Below are 16487 nucleotides of genomic sequence, written 5' to 3' on the forward strand. Positions count from 1 at the left end.
CTGAACTCCTCGAGGGCACCACTCGGAGCCGGTCTGAACTCCGGTGTGTCGCAGAGGGCCGAGCTACGGCACATATTCTGTGTACTCCCGCAGGAACTGCTCCAATGCTTCTGCATTGACCCGAACCGCATTGGAGATGCGGATGTGGGGCAACGTGCCCCTCTCGCATAGCCGGTACACGGTGGCCCGGCAGACCCCCAGCCGCTCCGCGACCTCCCGGACGGTCAGCAGCCGGCCAGAACCGGAGGCCTCCAGCGCCACCGGGGCGGGGCCCAGCAGCAAACTAGCAGCAAAAATCCTGGGGTCCTGGGGTACTGGATGGGACGGCTGGACAACCCCGGTCGAAGAAACCCGAGTGTTTACGATAGGTTGTGAAGGGCTGGTAACCGCTGGACGGCTCCCGGGGTTCCTTGGGGTGCAAGTGGTCGCAGGTTCAAATCCTGTCGCCCCGACCAATAGAAGGCCCTGGAGTCCTTGGCGAAAGCTGGGGGCTCCAGGGCCTCCGACTTTTCGGCCTTCCGAACTCCAGCAGCGAACCGGCAGAATTCACTGCCTCGGCCTTGCGTCGGGGAGTTCCTCTTCCAGTCGGCGGATGCGTGGGTGGAGGAGCGCCAGGAGCGTGGCCACCAGGACGAGCGCACCCGCGATGACGAGCAGCGCCGCGCTCCCTCTCCCGGTGCCCACGCCAATCCAAGCGCCCAGGCTCGTGCTCCATCCTCCGCCTGGCGCCATGCGTGGCTCGAAGACACGGTCGACCAGCGGCCCCGCTACTGCGTAGGCCAGCGGCGTCGGGCTGGTCGCGAGCAGGAGTCGGATGGCGAAGATGCGTCCCTGCACGGCGGGCTCGACCTTGGCCTGCCAGAGCGCCTGACTCGAGGCGTTCGCGACCGCCGCCCAGAACATGAACGAGAAGGCGGCGAGCTGAATGAAGACGAGCGACGGCCGCGCTCCAGCGAATACGAGGCTCACACCGAGCATCGCTCCGGAACCCAGCACCACATACATCCGGCCTCTTCGCGGGCCGCCCCAGACGCTCATCAAGAGGCTTCCGCCCAGCATTCCGGACCCGGCGATGGTCAGCGTGATTCCCAGGGCCGCGGGCGAAGCCAGGCTCAGCACGATGGGCTGTGCCAACACCTCCGTGAAGGCAGCGCACAGGTTGATGAGCGCGAAGTACACCAACATTCCCATCAACCCTGGGCGCGCGGCGACGTAGTGCCAGCCCTCAAAAGCATCTCGCCAGAGTGAGCCTCGCGCGGTGGAGGTGCTCGGCATGCGACCCAGCGGAGGAATCTTCGCGCTCAGCAGCGTGACCAGCGCGATGAGGAAGGTCGCGAAGTCCACCAGCATCACACCCTGGATGCCCACAGCTACGAGCAACAGCCCCGCCACGGGTGGCGCCGCGAGCCTCCCTAGGGATTGGGACAGCTGCACCATGCCACTGGCTCGACCCAACTGCTCCCTTGGCACCAACTGCGTCGTGGCCGCCGTATACGCGGGCACCTGGAAGGTGCTGGCGATGGCTCCCACCATCACGGAGACGTGGATGTGCCAGACCTCCAGCCTGCCCGCGAACATCAGCAGCGCGAGACTCGCCGTGGCTGCCGCCGCCAGCGTGTCGCTCAGGATCATCACCCGACGACGGTCCATCCGGTCCGCCAGCACCCCCGCCAACGGCGAGAGCAAAAGCGAGGGCAGCGCCGTGTAGAGCGAGATCAACGCGAACTGCGTCACCGACCCCGTGCGCTGGTAGACCCAGACTCCCAACGCGAACGCCGTCAGCCTGGAGCCCAGGATCGAGACGAGCTGACCTGCCCAGATGCGCAGGAAGACGGCGAAGGCCGGGGCAGGGGGCTCCTCGGGCTGGACCACGAAGCCCCCTGCCACTGGCGTTCCAGCGGCCAGGGCAGGTCCCTCCGGTTGTTCCTGTCGAGAAGCCATCGGGCCGGGCTCCCCGAACTCACGGTTGCTGCTGGCTCAGCTTCCGACACAGGTCCGCGACGATCCGGAGTGAGTCGCGTTGCGTCTGCCCCAGGCTCTGCGCGTCGGTGAACTGTCCGCACACGTTCGGGCCCATGGCGTACATGGCCGTCCGGCTCGACCCACTGGACTCCAACTCGTACGTGCCTCGCGGGATGACCTCTCCGGTCTTCGGGTTCACGTAGATGCCCCCGGTGACGAGGTAGGCCTGTTCCCCTCGGGTGATGACGGACCTCTTCTTGTCCGAGGGCACCGAAAGCCCCTCCGTCGAACGGAAGGCGCGGAGGCCGGGTTGGATGAGCCCAGTGCCCAGCATGAACTGAATCAGCGGCGACGGATGCGCCTCGATGCTCGAGTACTGGCCCGTGGCGTCGACCACATCTGTGAACCGCCGTGTGTGCGAGCGCCCCAGCGCATCTCCGTACGTGACGCTCACTCGCCAGACCGGGTCTGTCTCCGGATGGAGCTCATAACCCCGTCCCAGCGCGATGACCTCCAGATGACCCGAGCGCATCATGGCTTCAATCTGGAGCGCGTTCCCCAGCGTCATGGGCAACATCGTGTTGAAGAACGTCGTCCGCAGTTCGCGGTCGAAGTACAGGTGGTCCTCCGCGGAGAACCAGGGGGAGTTCTCACTCCACAACTGGATGGCCGCGTCGATGCACGTCTGCCACTCCACCACTCGCATGTGCTCGTAGCCGCCGTACGGCTTCCCCGTGGTGAGCACTGCGGCGATGTCCCGACGCAGCGTCTCCGCCTTGTCCGCGCGCGCCAGGTGCCGCTGCCAGGCTCGGATGCGACGACGCACGGGGGCTCCGCGTCGACGGACGCGCTGACGCCCAGCCGCCTCCGCCAGTTCGTCGCCCAACATCTCCAGGGTGGTGTCGATGGAGAGGAGCCGGCCGCTCCCGCTCGTTTGGAAGGTCTCCTGCAGCCGCTCCGCCGTGAACCAGCGTGGCTGATAGGGCGAGGTCGCCTCACGCCCCCAGACCTTCGGCAGTTGACCCGTTCGGGAGCCCAGGGTGACCTTGAAGCCTTCAGGCGCCTCGTATCGCAGACGACCCTCGGTATCGGGTACGAACCGTCCTGTCTTGACCGCGAGCGACAGCGCCGCGTCGATTCCGTTCAGGTACGAGCCGAGGATCAGGACGTGCTTGGGGCGGCTCCCGCCCCCCTCCAACACAGCATCCTGGAGCGCCTTGGCCGGCCACGGTGAACCGTGGACTCCAGGCCGACCATCCAGCAGGGACTCCGGCAGGGCCCGGCTCCTCCAGGCCCGCTGTCCATAGCCCGTCGCGAGGATCACGTAGTCGGCGGTGACCGACGGTGCGGACGAGAGGCCTATCTCAAAGTGCTCCGCTCGCTGTTCGAGCGTCAGGGCCTCCTGGCCCGTGATCAACTCGACCGAGAGTCCCAGCTCTCGAAGGAGACCCAGCGTGCGCTGGAACTGCACCTGTTGCCGCTCGCCGAAGCTCCACCGGCTCATCTTCGCCGGCAGGCTCGCGAGATGCTCCTCCAGTGCGTTGCGTCGGCTCCACGCGAGGCCCGTCCCGACCTCCGTCTGTGCCTCGATGATGGTGAGACGGCAGCCTTGCAGCGCACGTTCTCCTCGCGCGAGCCGCTCCGTCAACGCGAAGAGGAACCACCGCGCGGACTGTCCACCTCCCACGATGGCGATGTGGGGCGTTCGCTTCGTGGCGTCTCCGGGACTGATGCGATGGACGTTCATGTGCTTCCCCATTCAGCCATTCATCGAGCGCAGCGCGGGCTGCTCCAGGAGAGAGGTGAGGAGGCGTGCGAGTGCCTCGACATGGGGCGGACGCAACAGTGAGTAGTGATCGCCCGGAAGCTCGATGCACTCCGTGGACTGGGTCGCCAGTGCCGCCCAACCTCGAGCGGGTTGGGGCGTTTCTTCGGCTTCGGTGGTGTCCGTGCCGAGCACGACCGTGAGCGCCCCCGGCCACGGTCGCAGCGCATGCTGATGCAGCGCTTTCGCATTCGCCGTGAAGACCTTCATCAAGGGACGAAGCTGCGTCTCGGAACTCTCAACAGGAGCTCCCGTCGTTCGCGCCAGGTCCGTGGTGAACGCGGCCCACGGAGCGTCGCCTTCAATCGGCGCTTCGCGCGCATAGGTCGTGGGACTGGGCTCGATGAGCACGAGAACCTCCACCGTTTCCCCCTGTTGCTTCAACTGCTGCGCCATCTCGTACGCGATGACGGCCCCGAGAGACCAGCCGCCGAGGCGATAAGGGCCCTGTGGCTGCACGGTGCGGACATGTTGGACGTAGAGCGCCGCCATCTCCGGGAGGGACTCCAGGGGCGGCAAGTGGCCGTCGAGCCCTTGCGCCTGGAGTCCGTAGAAGGGCTGTTGCGAACCCATGTGTCGAGCCAGTTCCGCGTAGCAGAGGACATTGCCGCCGACGGGGTGGACGCAGAAGAAGGGCGGACGGGTTCCGTAGGGCTGGATGGGGACGAGGGGCGACCAGGGGGCTTCATCGCCTCGGAGCTTCGTGGCGAGTCGCTCGACTGTGGAGGCCTGGAAAAGCGCGGAGAGGGGGAGGGTCCTCTTCATGCGCTGTTGGAGCCGGGCCACCAATCGCACGGCCAGGAGCGAGTGTCCGCCGAGCTCGAAGAAGTCGCCGTGGAGCCCGACAGGTCTCACATCGAGCACCTCCTCGAAGAGGTCCGCCAGCACGTGCTCCAGTGCATCCCGAGGCGCAGCGTATTCACGATGGTGCAGATGCGAGGCGTCTGGAATGGGCAGGGCCTTCTTGTCCACCTTGCCATTCGCGGTGAGCGGGAGCGTCTCCAACGGAATGAAGACCGCCGGCACCATGTACTCGGGGAGCCGCTCCCCGAGGAACCCACGGAGCGAATCCACCTCCAGGTCCTGTCCGGGGGCGAGCACGCAATACGCGACCAGGCGCTTGTCTCCAAGCGTGTCCTCACGTGCGAGCACCACGGCGGCGCGCACGGCGGGATGTTGGAGCAGTGTGGACTCGATCTCCCCCAGTTCGATTCGGAAACCACGCAGCTTCACCTGTGTGTCGATGCGTCCGATGAAGTCCAAGTCGCCGGTCGGTAGATAGCGGACCAGGTCTCCGGTCCGATACATGCGCGCTCCGGACACTGGATTGAACGGGTCCGGCAGGAGGCGATCCGCGGTCAGCTCGGGGCGTCCCAGATAGCCTCTGGCCACTCCGACGCCTCCGAGGAACAGCTCCCCCTTCACACCCACCGGCACCGGCTGCAACGCCGCATCGAGCACGTACGTGCGGACATTCGCGAGCGGGCGGCCGATGGGCGGTGTTCCCTCGTTCGTCTCGCACTCGGCGAAGGTCGCCAGCACCGTGGCCTCGGTGGGACCGTAGGAGTTGAGGAACCGCCGACCGGGCGCCCAACGCGCGACGAGCTCTGGCCCGCAGGCCTCGCCCCCAGAGATGACTGTCCGCAGTGCTGGAAGTCCCTCGGAGGGCGTGAGTGCCAGCGTGGCGGGCGTGACGCTGAGGGTCGTGATGGCCGCGTCCCGTAGGAGTTGGTGCAAGGCCAGCCCCGGCATCGCCTTCTCCACTGGCGCGAGCCACAGCGTGGCTCCCGCGCACAGCGTGGTGAGGATCTCCTCGACAGACAGGTCGAAGCCCAGGTTCGCGAGCTGGAGCAGCCGGCCGCCCGGCCCGAGTCCGAAGACCTCCGCCTCCTGCACCACCAGATTGCACACACTTTGGTGTTCGACGAGCGTCCCCTTGGGCCGTCCCGTGGAGCCCGAGGTGTAGATGACGTACGCCAACGAGCGGCTCGACAACGTGAGTCCGAGGTCTCCTCCCTGGGCACTCGGACGCGCCTCGTCCAGGAGCAGCACGTGCTCGAAGGTTCCCGGGACTCGTTCACGCAAGGCCTTCTGCGTGAGCAGCACTCGCACTCCACTGTCCTGCACCATGAAGGCAAGGCGCTCACGTGGCAGCGTCGGATCGAGCGGCAGCCAGGCTCCCCCTGCCTTCAGGATGCCCAGCAGACCCACGACCATGTCGGGGGAACGCTCGACGCACAGGCCCACCAGCACCTCCGGCCCCACTCCGAGCCCACGCAGGTGTCGTGCGAGCCGATTGGCGTGCTCGTTCAGCTCCCGATAGGTCAGCCTCTCGTCCTCGAAGCCCACCGCGAGAGCCTCGGGGGCTTGGCGGACGCGGGCTTCGAAGAGGTGGTGGATGCATGCATCCGACGGGTACTCGGCCCGCGTGTCGTTCCACTCGATGAGCAGTTGTTGCTGTTCCCGCGCGGTTAACAGAGGCAGGGCGCGCAGGGCCGTCTCGGGATGAGCGACCGCTCCCTCCAGCAGGATGCGAAGGTGCTCCGCCATGCGCGCCACGGTGGCCGGGTCGAACAGGTCGACGCTGTATTCCAGATCTCCCTCGAAGCCCGCTGGGGTCTCGATGAAGCTCAGGGTGAGGTCGAACTTCGCCGTGTCGAGTGCGGTGGGAATGGGCTCGAAGGTGAGGCCCGGCAGCCGCAGAGGCTCCAGGGGCGCGTTCTGGAGCGCGAAGAACGCCTGGAACAACGGACTGCGGCTGAGGTCGCGGGCGGGCTGGAGCACCTCCACCAGCTTCTCGAAGGGGACCTCCTGATGCTGGAAGGCCGCGAGGGTGGACGCCCGTACCTCGGACAACAACTCCCGGAACGACGCGTGTCCCCTCAACCGGGTGCGCAACACCAACGTGTTGACGAAGAAGCCGATCAACCCCTCGGTCTCCGCGCGCGTACGCCCCGCGATGGGCGAGCCGACGGAGATGTCCTCTTGTCCAGAGTAGCGCGCGAGCAGGACCTGGAACGCGGCCAGCAACGTCATGAAGGGCGTGGACCCCTCGCGCTGCGCGAGGGCGAGGACGGCATCGGAGAGTTCGCGGGACAGGTGAACCGGGACGACCGCACCGCGTGCCGAGAGGACTGCGGGGCGAGGCCTGTCGGTCGGAAGTTCGAGGACCGCGGCTCCTTCGAGATATTGCTTCCACCACGCGAGCTGGTCCTCCAGCACCTCACCTTGCAGCCAGTCCCGCTGCCACAGCGCGAAGTCCGCGTACTGCACCGGCAGCGCTGGCAAGGTGACTCCGTGGCCCGACGCGAAGCCCTCGTACAGGGCTCCCAGCTCTCGCACCAACACCCCCATGGACCAGCCGTCCGAGACGATGTGATGCATCGTCAGCAAGAGCATGTGCTCCTGCTCGCCCAGTTGGAGCAGGGTGGTCCGCAGCAACGGGCCCTTGGCGAGGTCGAACAGACGAAGGGCTTCCTCGCGTGCGAGTCGGGTCGCCTCGGCCTCCCGCGTGGGCAGGGCGCGCAGGTCGACGACGCTCAAGGGGAGGGCGACCTGGGACTCGATGCGCTGGAGGGGCTGGCCCTGTTCCGACGGGAAGGTGGTTCGCAGGGACTCGTGTCGGACCACGAGCGCCTCGAAGGTGTGCCGGAGCGCTTCCACATCGAGCGGGCCTCTCAGCCTCACCGCAACGGGAATGTTGTACGTGGCGCTCCCGGGCTCCAACTGGTCGATGAACCAGAGGCGCTGCTGTGCGAACGAGAGGGGCACGGGCCCTGCTCGCGGCCGACGCACGAGCGGCGGTGCTTCGACACGGGGCGCGGCCTCCAGACGCTCGGCGAAAGACGCCAGGGTCGGCGCCTCGAAGAGGGCTCGTAGTGGCAGCTCCACCCCGAGCCGCGCGCGGATGCGCGAGATGAGCTGCGTCGCCAACAGGGAGTGCCCACCGAGCGCGAAGAAGTCATCCCTCACACCGACACGCGGGACGCGGAGAACCTCGGCCCAGAGTTCGGCCAGGCGCTCCTCCGTGGGATTCCGTGGGGCGACATACTCCGTGCTTGGAAGCAGTCCCTCCGGCGCCGGGAGCGCCTTGCGGTCCACCTTGCCATTGGCCGTGAGCGGGAAGGACTCCAGCGTGATGAGCGCCGAGGGCACCATGTACTCGGGCAGGTGCTCTCGCAGCGACTCTCGCGTGGGCGGTGTCCCGTGTGGATGCACGGTGACGTAGGCCACCAGTCGCTTGTCTCCGGGACCGTGTTCCCGGACCAGGACCAGCGCATCACGGACACTCGGGTGACGACGCAGGACGGATTCGATTTCGCCCGGCTCGATGCGGAAGCCGCGCAACTTCACCTGGAAGTCGATGCGGCCCAGGAACTCGAGCGTCCCATCCGCGCGCCAGCGGACCCTGTCGCCCGTGCGATACACGCGACCAGGACTCCAACGGTTCTCCACGAACCTCGTCGCCGTCAGCTCGGGTTGATTCCAATAGCCGCGTCCAACGCCCTCGCCGCCGATCCACAGTTCGCCCGCGACACCCACCGGGACGAGCTCGCCCCGCGTGTCCACGACATAGGCCGTCGTGTTGGAGATGGGGCGGCCGATGGGCACGGATTCTCCGACCTGCTCGGGACGCTCCACCGCGTGACAACACGCGAACGTCGTCGTCTCCGTCGGCCCGTAGCCGTTGATGAGGCGGCGTCCTCCGACCTCCAGGAAGCGCCGGACGTGTCCCGGTGAGAGCGCATCTCCACCCGCGAGGACCTGTCGGACGTGCGCAAGGCTCCGCGCGTCCTCGTCCACGAACTGGTGGAACAGGCCCGCGGTCAGCCACAGCGTCGTCACTCCGCGCTGCTTCACCAGCGTCGCGAGCTGGCTCAGCGTCGGGTCATGCGGCGGATGGACCACGAGCCTGCCGCCGTTCAACAGGCTGCCCCAGAGCTCGAAGGTCGACGCGTCGAAGGCGAGCGGCGCGAACTGGAGGAACACCTCCTCCGGACCGAAGTCGGCGTAGCTGGCTCCGCGTACGAGGCGAACCACGTTCCGGTGCTCAATCGCGACGCCCTTGGGCTCGCCCGTCGAACCGGAGGTGTACATCACGTAGAGCAGGTTGCTGGCGGTGGCTCCACTCTGGGGATTCTCGACCTCGCCCGAGGACTCCACCCACGTCCCGAGCTCCAGCACTTCCCCCAGCTTCTCCGCCACGCCACGGTGTGCTCGCGACGCCACCACGAGCCGCAGCCCCACGTCCCGGGCCATGAAGGCGAGTCGCTCCAGTGGATGGCGCGGGTCCAGCGGCACGTAGGCACCACCCGCCTTCAAGATACCCAGCACCGCGGCCACCATCCCGGAGGACCGCTCGACACACAGCCCCACGCGCGTCTCGGGCTTCACTCCGCGCTCGCGCAGGGCATGAGCCACCCGGTTCGCTCGGGCGTTCAGCTCACGGTAGGTGAGGCGCTCCTCCTCGAACTCCACCGCGATTGCGTCAGGACGTCGCGCGACCTGCTCCTCGAACAGCTCGTGGACACAGCGATCGTGTGGAAGCTCGGTGGTCGTCGCGTTCCACTCCTGCACGATGCGCTGTCGAACCTCCTCGTCCAGCAGGCTCAACGTCGAGCAGCGTGCCTCGGTGGGCGCGGCACACAGGCGCTCCAGGAGCGTCGTGTACTGGCGTCCGATGCGCTCGATGGTCACCGCATCGAACAGGTCGACGTTGTACGTGAAGGCCGCTTCGAGACTCCCGTGCTTCTCTCCCATCTGGAGCGTGAGGTCGAACTTCGACCTGCCGTTGTAGACCTCCATCGGCGTCGCCGTCAGACCCTCGAGCCGCAAGGCGCTCGCCCAGGAGTTCTGGAAGGTGAACAGCACCTGGATGAGGGGAGGGCGTCCCGGCTCTCGCGACGGCGCGAGCTTCTCCACCAGCATCTCGAAGGGCACGTCCTGGTTCGCGAAGGCCCCGAGCGTCGTCTCCATCACCCGACCGATGAGCTGCTCCACCGTCGGGTCGCCGCTCAGGTCCGCGCGCAGGACCAGCGTGTTCACGAAGAAGCCGAGCAACCCCTCCAGTTCACGGTGCGTCCGGCCCGCGATGAGCGCCCCCACCACGACGTCGTCCTGCCCCGACAGCCGGGACATCAACACCTGGAACCCGGCGAGCAACACCATGAACGGGGTCGCGCCCTCGCGCATCGCGAAGGCCTTCACCGCCTCCGCGACCTTCGGAGGCAGCTTGACCACGAGCTCCGCCCCCCGGTCCGTCGCCACCACGGGCCTCGGACGGTCCGTGGGAAGTCTCAGCGAAGAGGGCACGTCGGCGAGCTGCCGGCTCCAGTACGCGAGCTGCCTCTCCAGCGTCCCTCCCGTGAAACGCTCCCGCTGCCAGGCCGCGTAGTCGCCGTACTGCACCGGCAGCTCGGGAAGTGACGCCGTGCGCCCCTGCCGCAGCGCCTCGTACTGCGCCGCGAACTCCCGCATCATCAGCCCCGTCGACCACCCGTCGCTGATGATGTGGTGCATGTTCACGAGCAACACGTGCTCGGCTGCATCGAGCTTCAGGAGTGTGGTCCGGAACAGCGGCCCTCGCTCCAGGTCGAACGGGCGCCGTGACTCCTCGTCCGCCAGTCTCCGTGCGTCCGCGGTGCGTGCGTCAGGCTCACGCCCGGACAGGTCGACCACTGGCATGGCCCACGCCGAGGGAGGGTGGACGCGGAGGAACGCCTCGCCGCCTCGCTCCTCGAAGGTGGTGCGCAGGATTTCGTGTCGGTGCGTGAGCAACTCGAACGCCCGGCGCAGCGCCTCCACGTCCAACGGGCCCGCGAGGTGCAGCGTGAAGGGCATGTTGTACGTCGGGCTGTTCGGCGCGAGCCGGTCCAGGAACCACAGGCGCCGCTGGGCATAGGACACCGGCGTCGGTCCATCGCCCTGGCGGCGCGGGATGGTCTGGGATCGCGCCTCCGGTTTCATGGCGCCGTCCTCTTGATCACCAGCTCGGTGGTCACGCGCGCCGGGTCCGCGAGGATGTCCTCCTGCTCGAAGAGGACCGGGCGGAGCTGCTTCTCGGAGAAGAGTCGGGTCTGGTCGGCGAAGAAGGGAGAGGCTGGGTCCGTGGCTCCAGAGTAGGCGAGCACCGCGCTCGCTCGGGGGCCTTCCCGGGTGAACTCCATCACCATCAGGAAGGATGCGCCGTGATTGACCAGGTAGCCCTCCGACGTGAGGCCCGTGGTCTCCGACAGCACCTGCTTCCGCTCGGTGCGCGGCAACAGCGTCGAGTTCGCCAGCGAGAAGCCCGCGATGTTCGCCGCGCCCTCGATTCCATCCACGCCCCCGTGAATCGGAATCACCTGCGACCCCTTCCGGGCGAACTGCACGTCACGCAGACGGGCATCGAGCGGAAGGCCCGCCTCTCGCAGGACCGAGACGGCCTCGCCCAGCTTCTGGAGGATGGGGTCCGGGCCCGACGCGGGTGCCGGAGTCAGTCCCGCGGGCGTCTGCACCGGCCGGCTCGGGTCGAACGGCTCGGCGAAGAGCGGTCCCCGGTCATTGAGCTCCGCGCGCGTGAACCGCCCCAGGAACTCTCGCCACACCAGCGCGCCCTTGCGGTCGAGCTCCAGCCTTCCGTCCCACTCCGCGAGCAGTCGACAGGCCTCGCGGAGGTCGACCTGCGCCTCCTTGACCGACACCGTCGTCGCGCCCTGGCAGCGCTGCGCGACAGGGACCCGGAGGTGCTCCGCGAGCCAGTTGCGATTGTTCAGGACGGCCTGCTCGAGCTCTTCACGTGTGAAGACTCCATCCGGTCCCGAAGCCGAATCCGGCCCCTTCTCCGACAGGATGGCGAGGTTCGTGCGCGAGCGGTTGGAGAGCCGGCCTCCCGGGCTCGCGTAGTTCTCGTAAGGGAAGGGGACCGAGGCGAGCAGCTCCGCCGGGTTCGTGTACCGCGCCGAGTCGTTCGCGTTCATCACGAAGTCCGTGCGCGTGAGGCGAGGCGCCTGGTCGACGGGGAACAGTCCTCTGCCCGGACCCGACAGGTCGACCCACTCGTCACGCGACGTGCTGCCATCGAGGAGGATGACGCGCAGGCTCGCGAACCCCTTCACGTCCGGGATCGTCTCCCGGGCGGTGCGATACGCGGCGAGGGCCTCGTCGCTCAACCGGGGCACCCGCGAGGCGTCCACGTAGCGGGTGTCTCCCCGCGCGCTCGTCATGATGGTGTTGACCCAGGGGATGCCGCGCACGGTGCGGTCCACCTCGGCGAGGTCGTCAAGGCTCTCCGCCCTGTTCATCCGCAGCCACTGCTCCGCGAACTGGTGGTTGTCCTCGTTCGCGTCTCGCAGCGTGTAGGCCACCGTGTCCGTCCAGGGGACCAGCCCGGGCCGCTCGACCATGGGCCCGTAATGCGAGCGCCAGAACGTGCGCGTCACCTGGCTCACCCGCCCGTCCGCCTCGAGCACGTCTACCGTGTGCTCCTCGTGCGTCATCCGACGGACCTGCCCGTCGTACAGATACGCCGTGGGATCTCCAGGGACCAGGCGGAGCCGGTACGCGGTGAAGTGGCTCGACGCCGTCACCGTGTGCGTCCACGCCACATTCCGGTTGAAGCCGATGTTGATGACCGGGATGCCCACCAGCGAGGCGCCGTACACGTCCAGCCGTCCCGGGATGGTGAGGTGGCTCTCGTAGAAGCGCAGCGCCCCTTCCCACGGGAAGTGGGGATTGGCGACGAGCATCCCTCCGGCACTCCGCGAGCGCTCACGCCCGACCGCCCAGCCATTGCTCCCCAGGCTCGACTCTCGAACCCCCGGAGGCCACCCGAAGGGCAGTGAGGCTTCCTTCGTCGACGCGCTCCCCATGCCAGGAGGCTGCGCGTTGGCGACATCCCCGAGGAGCGGCTGCAACGTGTCCAACAGCGAGACGTCCAGGTGGTACGCGAGCAGGTCCAGGCTGGTGATGGGCTTCACCCAGCTCGCGCCCGTGCACGGCGCGGGCAGTCGCTCTGGTGGCGTCTGTTCCAGGTAGTGGTTGTAGCCCTGTGCGAAGCCCTCCATCAGGTCGCGGACCTCCTGGGACTGACGCCCATACGCGGCCTGGGCCCGGGGCCGCAGCGCGAGGCCCCGATAGACGAGGTCGCTCTCGACGTGGACGTCCTTCTCGCCTCGACCGAAGTAGCGCGCCCGCTCGCCCCGGACCTTCAGGAACTGGTCCGCGAGGATGCAGACCAGATCCTGCGCCTGCGCGTAGCCGTAGCCCGCGCCGAGGCCCCGGTAATCCGAGGCCGTGATGTGAGGAACCCCATGGGCGGTCCGATGAATCGTGGCCTTCAGCGGCGCGGGCGGCGACTCCGCCCTCCCGCACTTGGAGAAGGCGGCCATCCCGAGGACGAGCAAGTAGAGGCGCATGGCGGAGTCGGTCGAGTGGGTGGGCGCGACGGCTACGGCTCGATGAACGCGGAGAGGGCGCGGATGGTCGGGTGCTTGAAGAGGTGGGTGATGGACAGTTCCTTGTCCACGGCCTCCCGCAGTCGGTTGAACACGCGCACCACGGAGAGCGAGTCCCCACCAATCTGGAAGAAGTTGTCGTCCAGGCTCACCGACTCCACGTTGATGGCCTCCTTCCACAGCGCGGCGATGGTCCGCTGGAGCTCGGTCCACTGCGCCTGCGAAGGCGCCTGCGTCGTCACACGCAGCGTCTCGGGCGCGGGCAGGGACCTCCGGTCGACCTTGCCGTTCGGCAGCCGCGGCAGGCTGTCCACCTGGACGAGCTCGGACGGGACGGCATGGCTTGGGAGCTGCTGGAGCGCCGCTTCCTTCAGCGCGGTGAGTGACACCCCCGCGTCCGCGACCACGTAGCCCACGAGCCGCTTGTTCTCGCGCTCATCGTCACGAACGGCGACCACGGCCTCGCGGACCGAGGGCAGGCGACTCAGCACGGCCTCGACCTCGCCCAACTCCACGCGGAAGCCGCGGACCTTGACCTGGTCATCGACGCGCCCCAGGAACTCGAGATTCCCATCCGGCAGGTACCGCGCCAGGTCCCCCGTCTTGTAGAGCCGGGCCTCGGTGTCCTGGCTCGAAGGGTCCCGGATGAACCGCGCCGCCGTCAGCTCGGGGTGGTTGAGATACCCGCGTGTCACCCCCGGGCCTCCGACGTGCAACTCGCCGGGGACACCGATGGGGACAGGGTGCAGGTGTGCATCGAGCAGGTAGATGCGCGTGTCCGAGATGGGGCGGCCGATGGGAACACTCGCGCGCCGCGGAGCCTCTTCGAGCTTGTGCACCGTGCACCAGACCGTCGCCTCGGTGGGGCCGTACTCGTTGTAGAGGGCCGCGCTCGGGATGACCCGGCGATGCTGCTCGAAGAGCCGGGGCGGGCAGGTCTCGCCCGCGACCATGACGGTCTTCAAGGACGCGAGGTCCTCGGGACGGGCCTGTTCCAGCAGGAGCGAGTACACCGATGGGATGCACAGCAGGTGCGACACCCGATGCGCGGAGATCAACCCGCCGAGCACGCCGAGGTCGGGCAGGCCATCGCCCTCGGGAAGCACGAGCATGCCTCCCTGGCTCAGCGTCCAGAAGATGCCGGCCACGGAGCTGTCGAACGCGTAGGACGACAGCAGCAGGAAGCTGCTCACGGGCTCGCGGTAGTACGTCCACCTCGCGAGGGTGGAGTGCACCACGTTCCGGTGCGTCACCTGCACGCCCTTGGGCATGCCCGTGGAGCCGGACGTGTAGATGACGTACGCCAGGTCGTGCTCACCGGCCAGCGGTGTGGGGCGCTCCTTGCCCTGTCTCGCGAGGTCGCTCCCGTCCACGCAGACCACCTGCGCTCCGTGCGTGGCGAACCGCGTGCGCAGCGAGTCCTGGGTCACCAGGACCGCGGCCTTCGAGTCCTCGAGCATGAAGCCCAGGCGCAGCGGGGGATACGACGGGTCCAACGGCACGTAGGCGCCGCCCGCCTTCAGCACACCGAGCAGCGCCACGAGCAGCTCCGGAGCGCGCTGAAGGCAGACGCCGACGAGCTTCCCCGGTCCGACGCCCAAGCCCCGCAGGTGGTACGCGAGCTGGTTGGCGCGCTCATCCAGCTCGCGGTAGCTCAGGCGCTGACCGGCATGCGCCACGGCGACGGCCTCGGGTGTCCGGGTGGCCTGGTCCTCGAAGAGCCGGTGCAGTGAAGGCGCCAGGGGGAACGCAGCCGGCTGCGTCTGGTTCCACTCGACGAGCAGCCGCCGCTCCTCGGCCTCGGGCAGCAGGGGCAGCTCCGCGAGGGGCCGGGTCCCGTTCTCGACCACCGCGCGCAGCAGCACCTCCAGGTGCCCGCTCATGCGCCGGATGGTGTCCGCGTCGAACAGGTCGCTGTTGTACTCCCAGTGGCCGTGCAGCCCGTGGGGCGTCTCGTCCATCACCAGCGTCAGGTCGTACTTCGCAGTGACGCTCCCAATCTCCAGGGGCGAGAGCGTCAGCCCCGGCAGCGTCAGGTCCGACGCCGGCATGTTCTGCAGGATGAACATGACCTGGAACAACGGGTTGTAGCCGAGGGAGCGCTCGGGCTTGAGCGCGTCCACCAGCTTCTCGAAGGGCAGCGACTGGTGCTCGAACGCGGCGAGCGCCGTGGCGCGCGTGCGCTCCACCAGCTCCTCGAAGCGCGGGTTGCCACCCAGGTCCCCGCGCAGGACGAGGGTGTTCACGAAGAAGCCGATGAGCTGCTCCAGCTCCGGCTGCTCCCGGTTGGCCACCACCGTGCCCACGGGGATGTCCGTCTGACCCGTGTACCGGTGCAACAGCGTCTGGAAGCCCGCGAGCAACGTCATGAAGAGGCTCGCGTTCAAGCGGCGGCTCAGCGCGGACAGTCCCTTGCTGACCTGCTCATCCAGCGTGAAGTACTCCCGCGCCCCCGCGAAGCGCTCCGACTCCGGGCGAGGATTCGCGAAGGGCAGCGTCAGCAGGGGCGGCGCGTCCTTCAGTTGCCGCGTCCAGTACTCGAGCTGCCGCTGGAGCACGTCGTCCTTCATCCACTGGCGCTGCCACACCGCGTAGTCCGCGTACTGGATGGGCAGCTCGCGCAGCGGAGACGGCCGGCCCGCGCTCAGCTCCCGGTACAGCTCCGCGAGCTCTCGCTGGAAGACGCCGATGGACCAGCCGTCGAGGACGATGTGGTGCACCACCGTGAGCAGCACGCTCTTGCGCGCTCCCAATTGGAACAGCGTGGTCCGCAGCAGCGCGCCCTTCGTGAGGTCGAAGGGACGGCGGGACTCGGCGTCGATCAACCGTTGGAGCTCTCGGGACTGCTCCGCCTCCGCGAGCCCAGCCAGGTCGACGACGTGCAGCCGCGTCGCCACCGTGGGCGTGATGATCTGGACGGGGCCCTCGGCGCCCTCGGCGAAGGTGGTGCGCAGGACCTCGTGGCGGCGGACGATCTCCTGAAGGCTCTGCTCGAGGACCGCGACGTCGAGAGTCCCTTCGAGGCGCAGCGCGGACACCTCGTTGTAGGCGTGACCACCGGGGCGGAGCTGCTCGAACAACCACAGCCTGTTCTGCGCGAGCGAGACGGGGACCGGCGCATGCGGGTCCGCGCGCCGGGTGATGCGCGGCGACTGCGTCTGGAGTGCCTCCTGCTTCAGGGACTTGAGAACCTGCGCGCGCTTCTCCGGCGAAAGGCTGTTGAGCAGCTCGAGGGTGTCCTTGGTCGCGGTCATGGGAAGGTTCGC

6 protein-coding genes are annotated in these 16487 nt (G+C 68.0%); all 6 read right to left on the bottom strand.

The features are described from left to right. Nucleotides 1-63: 63 nt before the first annotated feature. The 6 genes from FL311_RS03365 to FL311_RS03390 all read right to left on the bottom strand — a co-directional run bounded on the left by FL311_RS03365 (nucleotide 64) and on the right by FL311_RS03390 (nucleotide 16475). Entirely contained in the window at nucleotides 64-261 is a 198-nt protein-coding gene (locus tag FL311_RS03365) for a helix-turn-helix domain-containing protein (protein ID WP_228556649.1), read from the bottom strand. A 285-nt stretch (nucleotides 262-546) separates the two neighbouring features. Continuing rightward, nucleotides 547-1941 carry an MFS transporter gene (locus FL311_RS03370; RefSeq protein ID WP_141323418.1) on the bottom strand — a complete coding sequence of 465 codons (1395 nt, stop codon included), beginning with the start codon at nucleotides 1939-1941 and terminating at the stop codon, nucleotides 547-549. A gap of 19 nt (nucleotides 1942-1960) precedes the next feature. Next, nucleotides 1961-3709: a hypothetical protein gene (locus FL311_RS03375; protein ID WP_141323419.1), complete on the bottom strand. Its 1749-nt coding sequence runs from the start codon at nucleotides 3707-3709 to the stop codon at nucleotides 1961-1963. 12 nt (nucleotides 3710-3721) lie between these two features. Continuing rightward, the gene (locus tag FL311_RS03380; RefSeq protein WP_141323420.1) at nucleotides 3722-10753 is read right to left on the bottom strand and encodes a non-ribosomal peptide synthetase; all 7032 of its coding nucleotides are present in this window, start codon (nucleotides 10751-10753) and stop codon (nucleotides 3722-3724) included. Beyond that, entirely contained in the window at nucleotides 10750-13182 is a 2433-nt protein-coding gene (locus FL311_RS03385; RefSeq protein WP_141323421.1) for a penicillin acylase family protein, read from the bottom strand. Before FL311_RS03385 ends, FL311_RS03380 begins: the two co-directional genes overlap by 4 nt. A gap of 32 nt (nucleotides 13183-13214) precedes the next feature. Continuing rightward, the gene (locus tag FL311_RS03390; protein ID WP_141323422.1) at nucleotides 13215-16475 is read right to left on the bottom strand and encodes a non-ribosomal peptide synthetase; all 3261 of its coding nucleotides are present in this window, start codon (nucleotides 16473-16475) and stop codon (nucleotides 13215-13217) included. Nucleotides 16476-16487 lie beyond the last annotated feature (12 nt).

Origin of the sequence: Myxococcus sp. AB025B, from assembly GCF_006518215.1 — a bacterium.
Taxonomy (GTDB): Bacteria; Myxococcota; Myxococcia; order Myxococcales; family Myxococcaceae; genus Myxococcus; species Myxococcus fulvus.

Coding starts and splice junctions, on each gene's coding strand:
- FL311_RS03390 (WP_141323422.1), bottom strand. CDS start 16,475: ATGACCGCGACCAAGGACACCCTCGAGCTGCTCAACAGCCTTTCGCCG.
- FL311_RS03375 (WP_141323419.1), bottom strand. CDS start 3,709: ATGAACGTCCATCGCATCAGTCCCGGAGACGCCACGAAGCGAACGCCC.
- FL311_RS03370 (WP_141323418.1), bottom strand. CDS start 1,941: ATGGCTTCTCGACAGGAACAACCGGAGGGACCTGCCCTGGCCGCTGGA.
- FL311_RS03385 (WP_141323421.1), bottom strand. CDS start 13,182: ATGCGCCTCTACTTGCTCGTCCTCGGGATGGCCGCCTTCTCCAAGTGC.
- FL311_RS03380 (WP_141323420.1), bottom strand. CDS start 10,753: ATGAAACCGGAGGCGCGATCCCAGACCATCCCGCGCCGCCAGGGCGAT.